Source organism: Burkholderia sp. E168m22, assembly GCF_001319805.1.
In the GTDB taxonomy this organism is placed as follows: Bacteria; Pseudomonadota; Gammaproteobacteria; order Burkholderiales; family Burkholderiaceae; genus Burkholderia; species Burkholderia orbicola.
On record NZ_BBSK01000019.1, the window covers coordinates 44,949 to 62,449 of the forward strand.

The 17,501-nt window shown below is 63.9% G+C and carries 27 protein-coding genes; 16 read left to right on the forward strand and 11 right to left on the reverse strand.

What is annotated here, in order from left to right:
* Nucleotides 1-3 precede the first annotated feature (3 nt).
* The 8 genes from AP428_RS05160 to AP428_RS05190 form a co-directional block, all read right to left on the reverse strand.
* The gene (locus tag AP428_RS05160) at nucleotides 4-1,281 is read right to left on the reverse strand and encodes a hypothetical protein (protein WP_054927727.1); all 1,278 of its coding nucleotides are present in this window, start codon (nucleotides 1,279-1,281) and stop codon (nucleotides 4-6) included.
* Between the two features lie 20 nt (nucleotides 1,282-1,301).
* The gene (locus tag AP428_RS34700; RefSeq protein WP_082409310.1) at nucleotides 1,302-1,781 is read right to left on the reverse strand and encodes an HNH endonuclease; all 480 of its coding nucleotides are present in this window, start codon (nucleotides 1,779-1,781) and stop codon (nucleotides 1,302-1,304) included.
* Between the two features lie 6 nt (nucleotides 1,782-1,787).
* A complete protein-coding gene (locus AP428_RS05165) occupies nucleotides 1,788-2,597 on the reverse strand; it encodes a PD-(D/E)XK nuclease family protein (protein ID WP_054927728.1) in 810 nt (269 codons plus the stop codon).
* Nucleotides 2,594-2,893, reverse strand: coding sequence for a KTSC domain-containing protein (locus tag AP428_RS05170; protein WP_054927729.1), 300 nt, complete (start codon nucleotides 2,891-2,893; stop codon nucleotides 2,594-2,596). Before AP428_RS05170 ends, AP428_RS05165 begins: the two co-directional genes overlap by 4 nt.
* Before the next feature lie 261 nt (nucleotides 2,894-3,154).
* Complete coding sequence (locus AP428_RS05175; RefSeq protein WP_054927810.1) at nucleotides 3,155-3,337, reverse strand: hypothetical protein; 183 nt, start codon at nucleotides 3,335-3,337, stop codon at nucleotides 3,155-3,157.
* Nucleotides 3,337-3,651 (reverse strand): hypothetical protein, encoded by a 315-nt coding sequence (locus tag AP428_RS34705; protein WP_082409312.1) that lies wholly within the window; start codon nucleotides 3,649-3,651, stop codon nucleotides 3,337-3,339. The genes AP428_RS05175 and AP428_RS34705 overlap by 1 nt, the downstream gene beginning before the upstream one ends.
* A 126-nt stretch (nucleotides 3,652-3,777) precedes the next feature.
* Nucleotides 3,778-4,215, reverse strand: coding sequence for a hypothetical protein (locus AP428_RS05185; protein WP_231691680.1), 438 nt, complete (start codon nucleotides 4,213-4,215; stop codon nucleotides 3,778-3,780).
* 873 nt (nucleotides 4,216-5,088) lie between these two features.
* Nucleotides 5,089-5,805 carry a hypothetical protein gene (locus tag AP428_RS05190; protein WP_156349300.1) on the reverse strand — a complete coding sequence of 239 codons (717 nt, stop codon included), beginning with the start codon at nucleotides 5,803-5,805 and terminating at the stop codon, nucleotides 5,089-5,091.
* 85 nt (nucleotides 5,806-5,890) lie between these two features.
* Between AP428_RS05190 and AP428_RS05195 the strand changes: the two genes are divergently transcribed.
* Nucleotides 5,891-6,133, forward strand: a complete 243-nt coding sequence (locus AP428_RS05195) for a YdaS family helix-turn-helix protein (protein ID WP_054927731.1) — start codon at nucleotides 5,891-5,893, stop codon at nucleotides 6,131-6,133.
* A gap of 195 nt (nucleotides 6,134-6,328) precedes the next feature.
* Here AP428_RS05195 and AP428_RS05200 read toward each other — a convergent pair whose 3' ends face one another.
* Complete coding sequence (locus AP428_RS05200) at nucleotides 6,329-6,559, reverse strand: hypothetical protein (RefSeq protein WP_054927732.1); 231 nt, start codon at nucleotides 6,557-6,559, stop codon at nucleotides 6,329-6,331.
* Nucleotides 6,560-6,725: 166 nt separating this feature from the next.
* On the opposite strand from AP428_RS05200, the gene AP428_RS05205 reads away from it, so the two are divergent.
* Nucleotides 6,726-7,100 (forward strand): hypothetical protein, encoded by a 375-nt coding sequence (locus AP428_RS05205; RefSeq protein ID WP_054927733.1) that lies wholly within the window; start codon nucleotides 6,726-6,728, stop codon nucleotides 7,098-7,100.
* A complete protein-coding gene (locus AP428_RS05210; protein WP_082409314.1) occupies nucleotides 7,097-7,321 on the forward strand; it encodes a hypothetical protein in 225 nt (74 codons plus the stop codon). The genes AP428_RS05205 and AP428_RS05210 overlap by 4 nt, the downstream gene beginning before the upstream one ends.
* A 116-nt stretch (nucleotides 7,322-7,437) precedes the next feature.
* On the opposite strand, the gene AP428_RS05215 is transcribed toward AP428_RS05210, so the two are convergent.
* Nucleotides 7,438-7,959, reverse strand: a complete 522-nt coding sequence (locus AP428_RS05215; protein WP_054927734.1) for a hypothetical protein — start codon at nucleotides 7,957-7,959, stop codon at nucleotides 7,438-7,440.
* A 41-nt stretch (nucleotides 7,960-8,000) separates the two neighbouring features.
* Between AP428_RS05215 and AP428_RS05220 the strand changes: the two genes are divergently transcribed.
* The 10 genes from AP428_RS05220 to AP428_RS05265 are packed head-to-tail and all read left to right on the forward strand — an operon-like array spanning nucleotide 8,001 to nucleotide 14,288.
* On the forward strand, nucleotides 8,001-8,870 hold the full coding sequence (locus AP428_RS05220; protein WP_054927735.1) for a hypothetical protein: 870 nt from the start codon (nucleotides 8,001-8,003) through the stop codon (nucleotides 8,868-8,870).
* The gene (locus AP428_RS05225; RefSeq protein ID WP_054927736.1) at nucleotides 8,870-9,727 is read left to right on the forward strand and encodes a DNA adenine methylase; all 858 of its coding nucleotides are present in this window, start codon (nucleotides 8,870-8,872) and stop codon (nucleotides 9,725-9,727) included. The genes AP428_RS05220 and AP428_RS05225 overlap by 1 nt, the downstream gene beginning before the upstream one ends.
* Nucleotides 9,727-10,197 carry an XF1762 family protein gene (locus AP428_RS05230; protein WP_054927737.1) on the forward strand — a complete coding sequence of 157 codons (471 nt, stop codon included), beginning with the start codon at nucleotides 9,727-9,729 and terminating at the stop codon, nucleotides 10,195-10,197. Before AP428_RS05225 ends, AP428_RS05230 begins: the two co-directional genes overlap by 1 nt.
* Nucleotides 10,194-11,168 carry a phosphoadenosine phosphosulfate reductase family protein gene (locus AP428_RS05235; RefSeq protein ID WP_197285583.1) on the forward strand — a complete coding sequence of 325 codons (975 nt, stop codon included), beginning with the start codon at nucleotides 10,194-10,196 and terminating at the stop codon, nucleotides 11,166-11,168. The genes AP428_RS05230 and AP428_RS05235 overlap by 4 nt, the downstream gene beginning before the upstream one ends.
* Nucleotides 11,165-12,265 (forward strand): DUF1376 domain-containing protein, encoded by a 1,101-nt coding sequence (locus AP428_RS37105; RefSeq protein ID WP_197285584.1) that lies wholly within the window; start codon nucleotides 11,165-11,167, stop codon nucleotides 12,263-12,265. Before AP428_RS05235 ends, AP428_RS37105 begins: the two co-directional genes overlap by 4 nt.
* Entirely contained in the window at nucleotides 12,262-12,522 is a 261-nt protein-coding gene (locus AP428_RS05245) for a hypothetical protein (RefSeq protein ID WP_054927739.1), read from the forward strand. The genes AP428_RS37105 and AP428_RS05245 overlap by 4 nt, the downstream gene beginning before the upstream one ends.
* Entirely contained in the window at nucleotides 12,519-12,827 is a 309-nt protein-coding gene (locus tag AP428_RS36610; RefSeq protein ID WP_156349301.1) for a hypothetical protein, read from the forward strand. The genes AP428_RS05245 and AP428_RS36610 overlap by 4 nt, the downstream gene beginning before the upstream one ends.
* Nucleotides 12,824-13,294 (forward strand): RusA family crossover junction endodeoxyribonuclease, encoded by a 471-nt coding sequence (locus AP428_RS05255; RefSeq protein ID WP_054927741.1) that lies wholly within the window; start codon nucleotides 12,824-12,826, stop codon nucleotides 13,292-13,294. Before AP428_RS36610 ends, AP428_RS05255 begins: the two co-directional genes overlap by 4 nt.
* A gap of 11 nt (nucleotides 13,295-13,305) precedes the next feature.
* The gene (locus AP428_RS05260; RefSeq protein WP_054927742.1) at nucleotides 13,306-13,632 is read left to right on the forward strand and encodes a hypothetical protein; all 327 of its coding nucleotides are present in this window, start codon (nucleotides 13,306-13,308) and stop codon (nucleotides 13,630-13,632) included.
* 47 nt (nucleotides 13,633-13,679) lie between these two features.
* Nucleotides 13,680-14,288: a hypothetical protein gene (locus AP428_RS05265; protein WP_156349302.1), complete on the forward strand. Its 609-nt coding sequence runs from the start codon at nucleotides 13,680-13,682 to the stop codon at nucleotides 14,286-14,288.
* A 152-nt stretch (nucleotides 14,289-14,440) separates the two neighbouring features.
* Here AP428_RS05265 and AP428_RS36615 read toward each other — a convergent pair whose 3' ends face one another.
* Nucleotides 14,441-14,623 carry a hypothetical protein gene (locus AP428_RS36615; protein WP_156349303.1) on the reverse strand — a complete coding sequence of 61 codons (183 nt, stop codon included), beginning with the start codon at nucleotides 14,621-14,623 and terminating at the stop codon, nucleotides 14,441-14,443.
* 195 nt (nucleotides 14,624-14,818) lie between these two features.
* On the opposite strand from AP428_RS36615, the gene AP428_RS05270 reads away from it, so the two are divergent.
* The 3 genes from AP428_RS05270 to terL are packed head-to-tail and all read left to right on the forward strand — an operon-like array spanning nucleotide 14,819 to nucleotide 17,480.
* Entirely contained in the window at nucleotides 14,819-15,478 is a 660-nt protein-coding gene (locus AP428_RS05270) for a putative metallopeptidase (RefSeq protein ID WP_054927744.1), read from the forward strand.
* An 18-nt stretch (nucleotides 15,479-15,496) separates the two neighbouring features.
* The gene (locus tag AP428_RS05275) at nucleotides 15,497-15,976 is read left to right on the forward strand and encodes a DUF2280 domain-containing protein (RefSeq protein ID WP_054927745.1); all 480 of its coding nucleotides are present in this window, start codon (nucleotides 15,497-15,499) and stop codon (nucleotides 15,974-15,976) included.
* On the forward strand, nucleotides 15,927-17,480 hold the full coding sequence (gene terL / locus AP428_RS05280) for a phage terminase large subunit (protein WP_054927746.1): 1,554 nt from the start codon (nucleotides 15,927-15,929) through the stop codon (nucleotides 17,478-17,480). Before AP428_RS05275 ends, terL begins: the two co-directional genes overlap by 50 nt.
* Nucleotides 17,481-17,501 lie beyond the last annotated feature (21 nt).

A 17,501-nucleotide genomic window follows, 5' to 3' on the forward strand; every position in this document is an offset into this window, starting at 1 on the left:
GCGTTAGTCGGCGTTGATCGGATTGCGAGGGCGGCGGCCGGCCGGCGCGGTCGATTGAACGGTTGCCTTGCCGGCGGCAGCCTGTTCGGCTGCCGCCGTAATGGCGCGCATGCGCGCCGAGGCGAGGGCATTCAATTCGGCCTTGGCGGTTTCATCCGGCACACCGGCGATCGCGCTGCGCGCGAGGTCGAGATCCTCGGGGGTCTTGGCCGACTCGATGTCCTCGCGGATGCCGCGCACCAGGCCTGCGACGTCGAAGTCGAAACCGCCTTGGCTATGGCCGTCATCCTCCTGCGGGCCGTCCTCGTCGTCGATGGGATCTGCTTGCGTGGAGGTCGTCGTCTCGCGGGTGTCGGTCATGGTCGGAGTGGTATGCGGTTGGCGTACCGTCTGCGAAGGGTCACGCGCAGCGTCGTACGCGCCATGCTGCCAACCCGGCTGCGGATCGGATTGCGTTGCGCGGCCGACTTCTTCGGCTTGCTGCGTGCGGCCGCCGCGCATCTCGTCGAGAGTCGTGCGATTGACCGAGTACGAACCGTCCGGGTTGACGTCCACGATGTCTGCTGCCTCTTCGACAGTCGTCAGGCCCATCAGCAGCTCGGGCGCGTATAGCTTTCCAAAGAACGATGCACTGCGGTACCGAAGCATCACTTCGGGCATCGTCTGCCACTTGCTGCCATTCTTCGTGTACCAGCCTTCCTTCACTGCGAGCTCGATCGATACGGGCGGCGATTCGAGGCGTGTGTCGGTTCCGCGCTCGAGCGCCCAAGCGATACACTCGATATCCTCGATCTCGACGTCCTGGCGTTTCTCGGTGCGAGAACGATTCCCGCTCGGGCCGCTCCATTCGAACGTCACGTAGGGCACGGTTTTCCGGCCGAGCTTGCGGATGTCGAAGCGCAGCGGCGAGAATCGGCCGCAACCGTTCACGGCCGCGATGATCCACTGCGACGACCAGGACGGTCGCCCTTCGACGATGTACAGGTTCTGCATCACCATCAGCGGGTCTGCGCCCATGCGTTGCGCCATGTTCAGCGCAACGACGGCGTTCGCGAGCGCATTCGGGTTCTCACGCGATTCGGTGACCTCGCCGTAGCGGTTGGTTTTTTCGATTACCTTGCGGTACGCAGCGGGCACGAGCGTTGACGACGCAAGCAGGTTCGCAGCGCGTTGCATGAGCTCGAACGACTGCAACGAGCCGAAGCCGGGCGTGACGGCGGGCAAATTGGCCTCGCGCGGGAGCGGCGAGCGGACAGATTCCAGGGTGGTGGGCGTGGACATGGGTGAATTCCAGGTTGAGTTCAGACGTTGGAGTAGCTCACCCCGCGAGCCGCGCGGCTGATGACGGAGTGGTGCACATTGAAGCGGCGGGAAAGCTCGACCGTCGTTATGCCTTCGGCGCGAGCTCGGCGAATTTCTCTGACGTCGGCCTCCGTCAACTTCGCTTTGGATGCACTCGGGCCGGAGCCCATAGGAGGAGGTTTTTTATTGCCTCGTCCCTTGGCTCGCATATCCGCCATGTTGTCGAGGTGGGTGCCGAGGAACAGATGGTTCACGTTGCAGCACTTAGGGTTGTCGCAACGGTGCAGGACCATCAGCCCGGCCGGGATCGGCCCGTTTGCGCGCTCATAAGCGAACCGATGCGCGAGATGTTTCTTTCCGCCGATGGTGTAGCGCCCGTAACGGTGCGCTTTACTGCCGTTCGACTTGACCGTTACCCCAGTCCATTCGATGCAACCGGACGACACGACGCATAAGAAGGAATCGAAGTCGCGTGCCATCGCCACTCACTCATGAAATGTGCATGTGCCGTAGCGGGGACAGTACTTACGGTCACAGAGGAGAGATTTCGGATTGGGGTAGAAGCGACCGGATCGGAACATGTCCGCAGCGAACTGGATCAGTCCCGGCGTTTCCTCGGTGCCGAGCATCACGCGCTTGGCGTTCTTGACCGTGGCGGTCGCGACCTCTGGCGTGCCCTTCGTCTTGAGCCCGATGATCTCGGCCGTGTCGGCGATCAACTCGCCGGTCGTGTGCTCGTAGAGCATCTCGTAGGTGCCGATCTGCGGGCCGTGGCCCTTCGTGACGGCGACACCCTGGGCGACAGCCTTCGAACCGCTCTTGAGGTCGGCGATGCCCGGGCCGAGTGCCGTTCGGCGGACGCGCGCGCGGTCCATGGTTCCGGTGAGGCGGATCACGATCCCGCCGCCACAGTCGATATCGAGCGGTTTCGTTTCCATCTCGACGGCGACGAAGTCGTAGCGCGGCGTGATCTCGAGGCAGTACTTCGTCGTGAGCGAGATGCCGATGCGCTCGGCTTCCTTCAGGTTGAGATCGTCGCTCGCCGGGTTGTACTCGTTCGACGGGTCGTGCAGCTTGTCGACGAATGCTCCGGCCGCGTCGTCGACGGTCAGGCCAGAGCCATCGAGCACGCTCTGGTCATAAGCGGCCGTGCCAGCGTGGATCGCGGTGCCGAGCGCGGCGCGCAGACCGACGACGTTGCGCATCTTCAGGAGGTGGATTGCCTCCCACCTGTAGGCGCATTCAAACAGTGCGCCCCAGCTCGATGCGCGCACGGTATAGACCGAGGGAGTCATGCCGCACCTGCGGTTTCGGCATCGATGTCGGCGGCCGGTGCCGGCATCTTCTCGATGCACACGTACGGGAAGCGGTCGGGGAACGGCTTGATGTGCTTGTAGAAGTGCGAGCCGAGCGAGTCGGCGCCCTTCAGCGCGTCGAAGTTCGCCTGCGTGAAGCCGGTGTAGTGGTACAGCGACGTCGGCGCATTCGTCTTGCGATCCTTGAAGCGGACCGCGAGCGTTTCGGTTTCGGCGTCGTACCCGATGCTATGGATCTGCGACGACTCGACGGGTTGGGTGTCGATGGTTTTCATGCGGGGCTCCTGAAAGGGGAGGCTGCTGGCGTGACGAGGCGCGCCAGACATGTGGTTGCCGGCAGTTGGTGGTAGCGGTGAGACTGGAAGCGAGGCTTACGTGCGCGCCATGAAGTACGTCGCAGCAGTTGTCCCGTCAGCGTTGAGATTGGCGAGAATCAACGTGCAGAGTGCTGCGATCGCGAGCGCAGCAAGATATCCGGCTATGGGGTTCCATTTGAAGATGCGATCGAGAAGGGGCGCCGAGATAATCGAACGGTGTCATCCGAGGCTCCGCAAGTAGGGGCCGGCGATGAGCGAGCCGTACCAGAGGCCAGCGATCGCGACGCCGTAGGCGGCCATCCACGCACTGGCCTCGATAGCCCGCCGCATGCGCGGCGCGCGCGCGGCGGTGCGCAGCAGCGCGTTGTCGGCTGCTGGCCGGTAGACAGAAAGCGTGCGCATCACAGACCCTCCCCGCAGACGCGCATATGCCACACGGGATCGGTGACCGGCACGGGTGCCGAATAGCCGGCCTTGTCGAGCGCGGCGTCGACGACAGCGCGGATGCCCGAAGTGAGCACGGTTTTCGAGGCGACCAGGCGCAGAGCCGTAGCGAGGTCGGGCGCTGCGGCGAACAACTGAGCGTTCGCCGGCGTATCGATATGCACTTCGTTCAGCGAGGCAAGGACCATCGGCGAATGCAGCGATCCGATGTGCAGATTTCGACCGGTACCGCTGACGTGGAACGGCCCGCGTGTATGCATGATCTTGTCCATGTGGTCTCTCGATGTGGTCAGTGCCGATGGTGCTCATCGTCGTTCCAGCGCTTGATCGCGTGGGCGATCTCGACGACAAGCCAGAGGGCGAGCAGCGCGAGCGCGCCGATAACGAAGCGGGCCATGTCAGACCCCGCGAAAGAGGCGCGGCGCGGGCGCGCGGTGGTCTGCGCAGCTGCTGATGCCGGCGTTTCCCGGGCCGAGCTCGGCGCCGCACGACGAGCAGCACGTCATCGCGAAGCGCGGCGCGACAGCCGCGAGGTCGGCGGCCGCGATGCGCCGCGCGATTTCGGCCTTGAGGACGTCTTGGCAGGTGTTCCAGACCTCGTACACGTCCTCGATGTAGCCGCGACGCAGCGCAGCGTCGAGCACGGCGATTTGCTCGGTCGAGAACGGCAGCACGTCGAACGTGACGCGCTCGGCGATCGCTTCATTGCGCTCGTCGCGCGCCAGCGCTGCGTCATCCGCCGCGGTCTGCAGCTGGTCGGCTTGTCGGTCGACCCGCGCGGGCAGCTTGCGGACATTGTTGTGATGGGTTCGAGGAGTGTGCATCGCGCCCTCCATTTAAATAGGATTGCAAATCAAATATCAGTCTTGAACTGCAACGCTGCATGCGCAGCTCTCACTGGTGACGCCTCGGAAGAAGAACCGCCACCAGTCAGAGCTGTTTTGGAACAGTCTCATGGAGCCGGGCCGGCGCTGATCTCCGGCATTGGGACTCTGGCAGCTACGCCAGGTGCGCATCAGCCTGCGCATTCCGGCTCCATGAGACTGCATCACTCGCGCGCCCGGCTACTCCCGGCCGTGCCGGCTCCGGGCCGCGCGAGGTTTGTGCCGATTACGAAGCCATCGGTCACGTGTTGCTGGCTGTCTCGTGTCAGGTTCACTCGAGTATTGCTTGCCGCTGCGGTCTTCCGCAGCGTCCGTCCTGACTCACGACGCTGATCGCGCCGGCCGGTTGCTCCGCGTGTGCGGTCCCGGCTTACCTTCGATTGTTAGAGAGCGATCCGCTTGGGGCGGTGGCGCAGAGGATGTCGCTGCGTTGAGAGAAAATATAGCGAAAAGCTAAATCAAGCGCAAGCGACAATTTAGCTATGCGCGAAACTTTTTGGTGCTGACCTTATTGTGTTCGACTTCTCTTTTTGGCAGACTACTGTATGTTCATACAGTATTCGTCAGAAAAGTCATAAGGCGGCCATGTGGAACAAGTTGGGGGAGTGAAATTGAGGTGCCGACCAGGGGATCTTGCGATCGTTACGAAATGCCGAATTCCGGAACGCATCGGCATGCTCGTGCGCATCGTGGAGCGATGCGTCGAAGGACGCCATGACTGGCTCACCGAGCTGTTGGGCGCCGGCGTGGTGGCACGTGATGTGGCGACCGGAGAGAACCGCGTTTGCACGCGGGCATTGATGTATGACTGGAATTTGACGCCAATCAGTGGGACTCGTCCTCAACATCGAACGTGCCGTCGCCGCGCAAATTCGACATCGCAAAGTGCGTAACGGCGGCCCTGATCGAGTCGAGGAACTCGGGCGTGATGCCGAGTTTGTCCGCGGCAATTACGGCGTCGAGGAGAGCGCGCGCAGCGGGGGATGGGGTGTAGCGAGCAGACCTGGAGGGCTGTTCTTGGTTGACAGGGGGTTCTATTGTCTGCCGGTCTGCTGCTGTGGCGCCCGCTGCAACTGGAACCTTCCACGCGATAGAGGCGACATGTTGTGCAAGGTCTCGCTTATCAAGGCTTCCCGGTGGTTCGCCAAAGTCTGCTTCAATTTGGCGTGCGAGGTCAGGGTCGATGTCGACGTGGTCGACAAGGTCAAAGTACTTTTCCCTGAGGCGATCTATGTCAGGCCGACTCACATCGAGCCAGCGTCTCAGGTTGCTCGCGCGCACATACAAGTCAGGATCCCCCATTGGCGCGGAATGGTCCTTATCCATCCATCCGGGTGCCTCGCCTAGCGCTGACTCGATTTTGCGCGCGACCTCATCACCCATGTATTTCGGTTTGCCCGTCTTGCTATCGGGTTGGCGATTCTTGACCTGACTTAGGTAAGCCGTCGATACGTCCGCGGCTTCGGCCAGCTGCTTGGCGGTTCCAAACCGTTCAATCGCGATCACAAGGTTGGATCGGCGGATCTCGTTGTTCGTCTTCATGTGGCGCATTCAATAGCAAAACGCTAAAGCTTGGAATGTGCGATTCGCTATTGCCATTGGTTTAGCGAATCGCTATATTTCGTCCATGGACCTGAAAACCTACCTTTCCGCCGAGCGCGGCCGACTTACGGCTCTCTGCCGTGCAATCGACGCGCACGCATCCGACGTTAGCCGCTGGGCAAGTGGCGAGCGTCCCATCCCGATTCCGTTTGGCAGGCCGATCGAACGCGAGACGGGTGGTCAAGTCACGCGTGTGGAGATGTTTCCGGTAGAGGTAATCAAGCGCGTTTGGCCCGAACTGCTCGAGCCGGCGAAGGAGGGAGCATGAAAAAAATCCGCACGTTCCGGCCGGTTCGGCTCGGGCGAAAGCCGTCGAGCGGCAAGCGTGCTCGTCGCCGCTCGATCGGGACGTACGAGGTCCGATACGACCATGTCGTGACCATCAAGCTCGAGGGCGTCGAGGGCAGGGGCGCCGGTTGGTGCGGCCGCGAGCCAAACGCGTTCAATACCTTCGGGCAGCCGATCACGCTTCCTTCGGCAGGAACGCCTGAAGGATTTCGATAGCGCGACGAATCGAATTCTCGTTGATCGCCTTCAGGTCGGAGTTTTCTTTGCTGTCGACTTTCACGTTCAAGGAAACCGATTCTCCATTTTTCAGCGCAATGGTGCGCATGACAGATAGGCCGCCTTGTGTCGCAAGGTCGATTTTGTACGCGTAGTCCTTGAAGTTGATTTCGTCGTTGCTGATGGTCATGCGAACCCCGTCGTGTGGTGGTTGAGGAAGTAGAGAGCTTCGATTCTCGCATAGCGGCGGTTCGCATCTTTTGCATTCGGCCAGGTGTTGTCCTGGCCTTTATTTCGCCCCGGCGCCAACTGGGTAAGCAAGTGGGTAACCAACTGGGTAACGATTGATTTTTCGTATGAACCAGACCGAATTCAGGATGTTCGCGCCGTGGGTGCAGGCGGCTACGCTGCCGGACGCGGAGATCGAAGCGATGAGCTTCGAGGACTGCCTCGCGCACGCGCTCGAGCTCGGGCTCCGGCGCTTCGATCGCAAGACGCTCGCACGCAACTGCGGGATTCACTATCCGCATTTCAACGACGTCATCGCCGGGCGCCGGCCGTTCAACGCGACGAAGCTGCACCTGTTCTGCATGTTCACGGGCTGCGACTACCCGCGCCAGTGGCTCGCGATCCAGGAGCGCAAGGCGATCGAGGAATACCGCCGGCTCAGCCAGCAGGCGATCGGCGAGTTCGTCCAGCAGGCGTTCGGCCAGCGGCAGGTGGCGGCATGACGCTGACTCTCAGCCAGCGCGACGTCGGCAAGCACTTCGCCCGCAAGCTCGGGCGTCCGATGACCTACCTCGGCCTCGTCGAGGAAAAGCACCTTTTCATCTTCCGCGATCCCCCGCAGGACTACCTCGCGTTCCGGGCCGACCAGCTCTGGATGCTCGAGCGCGTGCGTCCCGAGGCGGCGCCGATCGACAGCAACAAGAAGGAGGGCGGCTCGTGCTGACTCGCCCGTTCAAGAGCTTGTCGTTCGATAGCGGAGGCGCGGAGAAAGCGCTGCTGGCACTCATTCCTGCGGAGAGACTCGACGCGTCATGGCGCCGAGTGCTCGCTCGAGTGTCTTCACTTCCCACGTATAACGGTTGTGCAGACGGGACACGTCCATGTCTCTGCGAAGTATTCGTATCGAGGGGAGTATCGCAAGCTCGCTTTTCGCTTTTCCGGTCCGTCGAAACAGGGCTGGCAAAGGAAGTGCTTCGTTTCGTCTGGCGCGCCCATGTACTCGTACGCAACGCCGTTGAGACAAAGGCTGACGAGTTTGTAACGGCTTCGGTCTTCGCGCTCCACTCGCAATGCCGCGACATCTTGCTTGGCTTCTCGCAAAGATTCCTTGAGCTGATCGATCTCGTCACGAGCGGCCGCTTGCTTTTCCTGCAACGCCAGCGCTGCATTTTGGACGTCGATCACGCGATCATTGATCGACTGTTGCATCTCGGCGAGTTTCAGTTCATCGCGAGCTGCGACTGCTGCCTTTGCAAGATCGACAGCGTTCTTCAGGCCGGCAATAGCTGCCGTGATAGTCATGATCGGCATCTTGTTCCCCGTCGTGAAATGGGCCACCCACGCCCGCAGCGAAACCATCATAGCGCACTGGCGGCGGAAGCTTGCGTGAGTGGGGAGTTCGCATGAACTGGGCGCACGATGACCTCGCCAAGGATCTCGCCGCGCATCTTCGCGGCGCATCCGATCGCCTCGTATGGACCGACATGCAACTCGGGCCGGCGGGCTCGCCGCGGCCGGACGTCTACACCGTGCCGTGCTCGTTCGCGCGCTTCCAGCCGGTCGCGTACGAATGCAAGATCAGCGTCGGCGACTTCCGGCGTGACGTGACGGCCGGCAAGTGGACGTCGTACCTGCGCTTCGCCGCCGGCGTGATCTTCGCCGCGCCGGTCGGGCTGCTGAAGAAAGAGGACATTCCGGCCGGCTGCGGCCTGATCGTGCGCGGCCCGGACGGCTGGCGCTCGCTGAAGGGCCCGACACTGAAGAACATGGAGAACCTGCCGCGCGACGCGTGGATCAAGCTGATCATCGACGGCATGGCGCGGCTCGCGGATCAAAACCACGAGCAGCTGCGCGCGGGTCTCTGCAATGAATGGACGCTCGAAAAGAAGCTGCGCGCGCGCTTCGGCGACATTGTCGCGGATGCCGTGCGGGACCAGCTGCATGCGGAACGCCGACTGAAGGTCGCCACCGAGCGGCTCGATAACCTGGCCGAAGAGGCGGAAAAGGAGCGGCGGCTGATCCTCGATCGGGCGAAGGAGCATGCGGAGCGCGACGCGATGCAAATCGACAGCGCGCGCGGCGAGCTCGCGCGTGCGCTTGGGCTGCCGGCAAGCGCCGGCGCGTGGGAGATCGCCAGCGCCTGCAAACAGGCCGCGCGCCGGGTCAGCATCGATCCCGAGGTCAAGCGACTCCGTCAGCAGCTGGAGCGCATCCAGGTTGCGATCGAATCGGCTGCCGAGCCGCTGCCGCACATCGCGCGGGAGGTTGCGTGATGGCCGTCACTCGCCCCGTTCTGCGCTACCACGGCGGCAAGTTCCGACTCGCCCCCTGGATCATGTCGTTTTTCCCTGCGCACTCCTGCTATGTCGAGCCGTTCGGCGGCGCTGGATCAGTCCTGCTTTTGAAGGATCGCGTCGGCGCGGAATGCTACAACGACCTCGACGGGAACATCGTCAATATCTTTCGCATTCTGCGCGATGTCGACCGCGCGCTCGAACTGCAGCGGCGCTGCGCGCTGACGCCGTTCGCACGCGACGAGTTTGACTGGTCCTACGAGCCGGCGGCCGACGAGATGGACGCCGCCCACAAGCTGATCGTGCGCTCGTTCATGGGCCACGGCAGCGACAGTGCCACGCGCAGTTGCCGAACCGGCTTCCGCTCGAAACTGACGGACGGGCGCGTCCTGCCAGCCTACGAATGGGCCACCTGGTCTGATGCGATCCCAGCGTTCACGCGGCGCCTGCAGGGCGTCGTCATCGAAAACAGAAACGCGCTCGAGGTAGTGGCTCGGCTCGACGCGGAATCCACCCTGTTCTATGTCGACCCGCCGTATGCGCACAGCACTCGCTCGTCGCTGGCCGGCCGCAGTTCGAGCACGCACGGTTACCGCCACGAAATGACTGACGACGATCACAGCGCGCTCGCGGCAGTACTACGCGCGGTTCGCGGCATGGTGGTGCTGTCCGGTTATCCGAGCCCGCTATACGACGAGGAACTGTATCCGGATTGGGAGCGGTTTGAGCGCCGGCATCAGGCGGACGGTGGTCGCGCTCGGACCGAGGTGGTCTGGGTGAATCCTGCGTGCTCCGCGGCGCTCGATACCGAGCGCGCGCAGGGGAGGTTGATCTGATGGGCATGGTCATCGTCCCGATCTCGCTCGAAGAAGCGAACGTATTCGTCGCTGAGCATCACCGGCATCACGCGCCTGTCGTCGGCCACAAGTTCAGCATCGCGGTCGCCGACGACATGCTGATGGGCCGAGCCGACTGCACAGGCATCTGCGGCGTTGCGATCGTCGGCCGCCCGGTCGCGCGTGGCAACGATGACGGCTGGACGCTCGAGGTGACGCGCTGCTGCACCGACGGCACGCGCAATGCCTGCTCGATGCTATACGGCGCCGCGTGGCGCGCGGCCCGCGCGCTCGGTTACGCGCGACTCATCACCTACACGCTGCCGGCCGAGGGCGGCGCAAGTCTCCGCGGCGCCGGCTGGCATCTGGTCGGCGCGCGCGGTGGCGGCAACTGGAACACGCCCGCGCGGCCGCGCGTCGACACGGCGGCGCACCTGCGCGGGCAGAAGCTGCTTTGGGAGGCTTCGTGACCGATCGCCAGACCCTTCACGTTGTCTCGCTGTCGGGCGGGAAGGACAGCACCGCGACGCTGCTGGTCGCACTCGAGCTGCACGGTCGCGAGAGCGTCCGCGCCGTGTTCGCCGACACCGGCAACGAGCACGAGTCGACGTACGAGTACGCGCTTGAATACCTGCCGCGCGCGCTCGGCATTACCGTCGATATGGTGCGCGCCGACTTCGCCGACGAGTTCGCGACGAAGCGCGCGAACCTCGCGCAGATCGCGGCCGGCGTGCCGGAGTCGGCCGTCTACGGAAGGCGCGAGTTCATGTACGCCTGGACGCCAGAGGCGGCGGCGCGTGCACTCGACCTGCTGCACCCGACCGGAAACCCGTTCCTCGATCTTTGCATGGTGCGGGGCGGCTTCCCGTCCCGGAAGCGCCAGTTCTGCACCGAGTACCTGAAGCGCAACCCGTTGACCGAGTACGCGATCGGCCTGATCGACGAGGGCTATTTCGTCGAATCTTGGCAGGGCGTGCGTGCAGACGAGAGCGAGGCTCGCCGGTGGCTTCCGCAATATGAATGGCGCGGTGGCTGCTACGCGGTGTTCCGTCCGATCCTGCGTTGGAACGTCTCCGACGTATTCGAGGCGCACGCGTCAGCCGGCGTCGCCGCGAATCCGCTGTACCGCGAAGGCATGACGCGCGTCGGCTGCATGCCCTGCATCAACGCAGGGAAGCTCGAACTGCGCGAAATCGCGCGCCGCTTTCCCGAGCACGTCGAGCGCATCGCCGCGTGGGAGCGCCTCGTTTCGGAGGTGTGTCGACCGTTGAGCCCTGTTTCATTTTTCCACATGGGCACGACGGGGCACGCCGGCCAAGCCACAACTGTGCATCAGGTCGTCGAGTGGTCGAAAACGACGCGCGGCGGCCGCCAATACGACCTACTCGCGGACGCCGAGCCGGCGACCGCATGCGCTTCGGCGTACGGATTGTGCGAATGAATCAGCTCCCGAATCCTCTCACCCCAGCGGACTGCAACCTCCGCGATTTCCCGTTCATGCCGCTCGAGGTGAAGCGTCTGTTGACGTCTGAGACGTGGATCCTTGGCACCGGCGACGAGCGTGCGGCCGCAATCACGTTGTGGCTCGAAAGCTGGCATCAGATTCCGGCCGCGAGCCTGCCGGCAGACGACCGCATGCTCGGCCATCTGTCCCAGTCGAAGAACTGGAAGCGTGTGAAGGAACACGCGCTGCGCGGGTGGGTGAAGTGCGCCGACGGTCGCCTGTATCACCCGGTCGCCGCCGAGAAGGTGCTGGAGGCGTGGCTATCGAAGCTCACGAGCAGCCTGTCGGGCTCAGTCGGCAACGCCAAGCGATGGGGGATCGAGATCGACACAGTCGCCGTTCGCAAGCAGGTTGTCGAGGCCGCGCAACTGCTGAAAGGCGTCGCCCCCCAATCGGAATGGCTCCGGAAAAAGCAGGTGAAAGACATCGTGGCCGATTCGCAGCGCGATCCCGACCCGATCGCCCCCCGATCACCTAAAGCATCGCCCCCCGATCGCAAGAGAGAAGGAGAGGGAGAAGTAAACGTAAACCTAAGCGGCGGCGGCACAGCACAGGCAGTAGGCGACGAACCGCCGATCGCCGCCGCCGCTTTCGTCGAAATCCTTCGCTCGTCGGGCGTCGGCTTCGCCGCCGATGACGCGCGGTTGGCCGGTTGGCCCGGCCGCGGCGTGACGGCCGACGACCTCCGCGCGGCCATCGCCACGGGGCGCAAGCGCCGGGAGCGCGAGCGCTCCGAGCAGCCGCTGAACCTCGGCTTGCTCGAGCTGATCCTCGGCGACCTGCTCGCCGCGCGCGCCGCGAAGCCAGCGACAGGAGCGCGCACCGTCGGCGACTGGTGGCGCTCGTGGACCGGCATCGTCGAGCACGGCGGCACGCTCGGCATCGAGCAGGGCCGCGACGAACCTCCGTTCGATTTCAAGCTGCGCGTGTTCGACGCGGCCGGCGACGGCCCGTGGTGGGACGAGCACAACCGCGCATTTCGCAACACTGCCGGGCCCGTCGCGGCCGGCGTACTGATGGGGGAAGGGCGATGAACTGCAAAGTCGGCGACATGGCCGTGATCACGCGCGGCAAAGCCCGCGACCGCATCGTCGAGGTGAAGGCGCCATACGGCGATTACCTGCACCTCGGCTTCTGCTGGTACGTCGAGGCACCGACGCCGATCCCGGGGACGGACGTTCTCACGTTTCAGCCGTGCGAGCTGAAGGCCGGATGGATTCCCGATGCGTGGCTGCGCCCGATCAGCGGCGTGCCGGTGACGGACAACGTGAGCGACGAGGTGACGGCATGAACGATTCGACTCGCTTCAAGGATTCGGATGGCCCCGTGCTGGTTTGCGCCGATTGCCGGTTCGGTTACGTCGATCCGCCGCCCACGTTGCAGCGCGTTTGCCGAAATCCGGAAGGTGCAATGTTGCGCGACCCGATCAACGGCTGGCTTCCGACATGCAAGGCGATGCGCGACAAGTTTGCGCCTTGCGGGCCCGGCGGCGCGCTTTTCGAACTCGCGCCGCAGATCGCCGAGGATGAGCTCGCCGCGACTGGCCCATGGATAACTCGCCTGTGGCGTGCGTTCAAGCCGTGGGGTCGGGTATGACGCAACAGTCCCTCATCGCGGCCTCGCCGATCGCGCAGCGCGTCGAGTTCGTCGTTCCGGGCAAACCGGTCGCGAAGGGGCGGCCGCGTTTCTCGCGCCGCAACGGCATCGTGCGGACGCACACGCCCGAGGAATCCGAGCGCTACGAGAACCTTGTGAAGATGGCCGCCCGCGCGGCGATGTGCAGCGCCGCGCCGTACGCCGGCCCGATCCGCCTGATCGTGCACATCGGTCTGCCGATCCCGGCGAGCTGGTCGAACAAGCGACAGGGCGAGGCGGCCGCCGGCGCCATCGGAGCGACGAAGAAGCCGGACGCCGACAACGTTGTAAAGGCGTTGAAGGACGGCATGAACGGGGTGGTGTACGTCGACGACGGCCAGGTCGTCGACCTCTGGGTGTCGAAGCGCTACGCGCGCACGCCGGGCGTGCGCATCGAGGCGATCGAGTTGAATCTGAAGTCAGCATAAGGAGCGGGGCATTGAAAGCAAAATGCAAACTCACCATCAACGAGATGATCGGGAAGATGAAGCCCGGCGTCCGGTACTCGGCGCACGACCTCGCACGCCGCTTGAAGCACCCCGTTTCGTCGGTGCGCCAGCTGCTGTCGCTCGACGTCGCGCTGGCGCGGCTAGACTGCCATTCCGAGAATCGCGGCCGGATGTACTCGCTCGCGGGCACGAGCCGCTCGCCGGGCACGCACGTCGACACGCGCATCCGGCCGGACTTCACGAGCAACCTGACGGGCTACATGGCCGAGCTCGACACGCGCCAGGCGCTTGCGATGATGACGCGGGGTGGCCGGTGATCGCCATCTTCGAGAACACGCAGCAGGCGCTGCACGTCAGCTTTCTCGTGACGTCGCTGCCGCCGCGGCAGAAACAGCAGTTCCGCCTGGCGCTGATCCAGATCCTCGAATCGGTCGGCCGTCTCAGCACGCGCCAGGCTGAATTTCTCGACTACCTGTACGGCACCTCGTCGGGGACGATCAACTTCGACGGGCTGAGCGGTGACGAAATCCGGGCCCAGTGCGCGATGGTCGTCGGCGCGGTGCGGGATCACCTGCTGAAGCCGGAACGCAACGCGGTGTGGCTCCGCTATGCCTGCGGCATGCCGGCGCGGCCGGCGAGCGCCACGCGCGCGGCAGACCCGGGAATCCCGCCATCGGCCGAGTGGAAGCGGGCGCTGGTCGAGATGCGGACGTACCTGCGGCCGTCGCTCACGGTGACGAACGGCAAGGCGATCATGGCGCTGATCGCGGGGCACTCGCAGGCGCGGCTGCGCCAGGACGGCCTGTCGTATCGGGAAATTTCCGAGGAGACGCACATCACGGTCCGGACGCTCGAGCGGAACGCGCAGATCATCCGGAAGCGGCTCGCCGAGCTGGAGCACCAGGCCGTGAAGCGGCTGACCCCGCTCTTCGAGCGAAACAACGTAACGATCGCGGAGGCCGTTGAGGCGTAAGGGGTACGGCGAAAATTCCCCTTGCTATTGTGGCGGACAGGGTATAGATTTTCGCCAGATTGCAGAGTTGCGACCAAAGCCCGCTGAGCCGACAGGCCAGCGGGTTTTTTACTCGGTCGGCAGGATCTAATCCGAATTTAAGTCACCCATTTCTACAGGGCGTCTATTTCCTTAGCGATCTTGGCCACGGTTGCGCCGATAAATTGTCCGAGTTGCTCTCCATTTTTGGCAGGGTCAGTGAACCACCGGTCACCGGTGGCTGGTGCGACCAACCCGGATGCGAGTGCTGTTTTGACGAGTTCGACGGCCTGTTCGGTTGCTCGTGCGGTAGTCATTAATGCTCTCCTGTTTGCGTTTATTAGACGATTGTCCGTGACCGCGTTCCCAGCACGCGGCCATGAGGATATTGCGTTAATCGAGTGATTTAAGTCAACGCCGTTGAATTATCTTAATAATTTCGCTATTTGAATAAAATTGGCGGAATTGAATCGAGTGTTTCATTATTCGAATCAAACTGCAGATATCACAAGATGAGCAGATCTGCCGCGATAGCGAATGCGTTACCAGTATCTCGCCCGGCACCCCCCGACATCCTCTTCGACGACTCGAACTGGATCCGGCGCATCGTGCCGGCCGACGGCGTTGCTGAGTGGGTGAACGACACGCTCCTCCGCGAGGGCGCACCGCTGCATAACCCTGATCACCAGCACCTGGTCGATGCCGACGTCGCCTACCTCTGGGCGGCCGTCGAGAACGTGCGCCAGATGCGGCGCGTCGTCGGCCAGTGCGAAGAGGTGACGATCCGCGCCGGCGGGTGGCAGCGCGCCCGGCAGGAACAGCAGTTCCTCGAATGGTTCGGCCGCGTGCCGGCGTTCCTGATCACGCTCGACGCGCACGACGCGCGCGAGTGCAACGACCTGCAGTGGTGTGCGCTCGTCGAGCACGAGCTGTATCACATCGGCCAGCGCACCGACGAGTTCGGCGCGCCGGCCTTCACGAAGGACGGCATGCCGAAGCTCGGCATCCGCGGGCACGACGTCGAGGAGTTCGTCGGCATTGTCCGGCGCTACGGCGTGGCCGGCGGCGCGGGCGATACCGCGAAGCTGGTCGACGCCGCGCGGCGCGCGCCCGAGATCGGCCACGTCGATATCGCCCGCGCCTGCGGCACCTGCATCCTGCGGGCCGCATAACCCGAACGTTTTCCCGCTATGGCAGCACTTCCCGACGCGATCAAGGTGTTCATCGTGCAGTCGCTGGCGTGCTTCGACACGATCTCGCGCACCGCGAAGGCCGTGCGGGAAGAGTTCGGCGTCGAGGTGTCGCCGCAGCAGTGCGAGCGCTACGACCCGACGAAGCGCGCCGGATCGACGCTCAGCAAGAAGTACCGCGAGATCTTCGAGCGCACGCGCGAGGAGTTCCTCAACGACACATCGCGCATCGGCGTGTCGCACCGTGCCGTGCGCCTGCGCGCGCTCGACCGTGCCGTCGCGGAAGCGGAGCGACGCAACAATCTGCCGCTGATGGCGCAGCTGCTTGAACAGGCTGCGAAGGAATCCGGCGACGCCTACACGAACCGGCGCCGCCTCGAACACACTGGGGAGAACGGCGGCCCGATCGAGAACAGGACGGTCGTCGTCGATGAAAGCCAGGTCGCAGCCGCCGTCGCCAAGCTCGAAGACGAGTATTGACCCCGCCATCGAGCGGGCTGTCCTAAAGGCGAAGTGCGAGCGGGATCACCTGTTTTTCAGCCGGTACTTTTTCAAGCATCGCCAGGCGATCAAGTTCCGCGTCAACTGGCACCACGTGCTGATCGCCGACACGGTGCAGCGCGTGATCGACGGCACGCTGAAGAACGTCGTCATCAACGTGCCGCCGGGCTCGTCGAAGACCGAGCTGGTCGCGATCAACCTGATTGCTCGCGGCCTCGCGCTGAACCCGCGCGCGCGGTTCCTGCACATCTCGTATTCGGACGACCTCGCGCTGCTGAACAGCGAGACGGCGCGCGACATCGTCGCATCCGATGAGTACCAGGCGCTATGGCCGCTGAAGGTGGCTGACGACGCGAAGTCGAAAAAGCGCTGGAACGTGCTCCTCGACGGGAAGAAAGCCGGCGGCGTGTACGCCGTTTCGCTCGGCGGTCAGATCACCGGCTTCCGAGCCGGCCACATGGCCGAAGGCTGGCAAGGCGCGCTGATCATCGACGATCCGCTGAAGGTCGAGGACGCGTACAGCAAGACGAACCGCGACAAGGCGAACCGCAAGCTGCAGTCGACCGTGAAGAGCCGACGTGCGAATCCGGACACGCCGATCATCGTGATCATGCAGCGGCTGGCCGAGGAAGACCCTACGGGCTTCATCAAGTCCGGAAAGCTGCCGGGCGAGTGGGAGTTCATCGAGATCCCGGCGCTGATCACGGACGAGTACGTCGCGAAGCTGCCGGCGCACATCCGCGAGCGCGTCGAGTGCGACGAGCGGGACGCGGACGGCCGGTACAGCTACTGGTCGTACAAGGAACCGCTGCACGAACTGCTCGCGTCCGAGAAGGCCGACGCGTACGTGTTCAACGGCCAGTACATGCAGCGGCCGTCGCCGTTGGGCGGCGGCATCATCCAGAGCGGCAAGTTCCTGCGCTACGGCGCACTGCCGCAGCTCCAGTACCGGAAAATATTCGCGGATACCGCGCAGAAGACAGAAGAGCGGAACGACTACAGCGTGTTCGAGTGCTGGGGGCTGGGCTACGACAACCGTCTGTACCTGATCGACCTGGTCCGCGGAAAGTGGAAGGCGCCGGAGCTGAAGCAGCGCGCGCTCGACTTCTGGAACAAGCACAACGCGATCGGCGCCGGCGACCCGGGCGCGCCGGTGCTGCGCCAGATGAAGGTCGAGGACAAGTCCAGCGGTACCGGGCTGATTCAGGACATTCAGGCGGCCGGCGGCATCCCGATCGAGGGTATCGAGCGCGTGAAGGACAAGCTGACGCGCGTCATGGATGTCGTGAGCCATATCGATTCCGGCAACGTCGCAATCCCGTCCGAGGCCGACTGGGTGAGCGACTTCGTCGCCGAGTGTGACTCGTTCACCGCGGACGACACGCACATGCACGACGACCAGATCGACCCCATGGTCGATGCCATCAACGACATGCTGGGAGTTGCTCGAGACCTGTCGGTCTGGGAGCGGCTCGCCGGCTGAGCACCACCGGACCAACCCAGA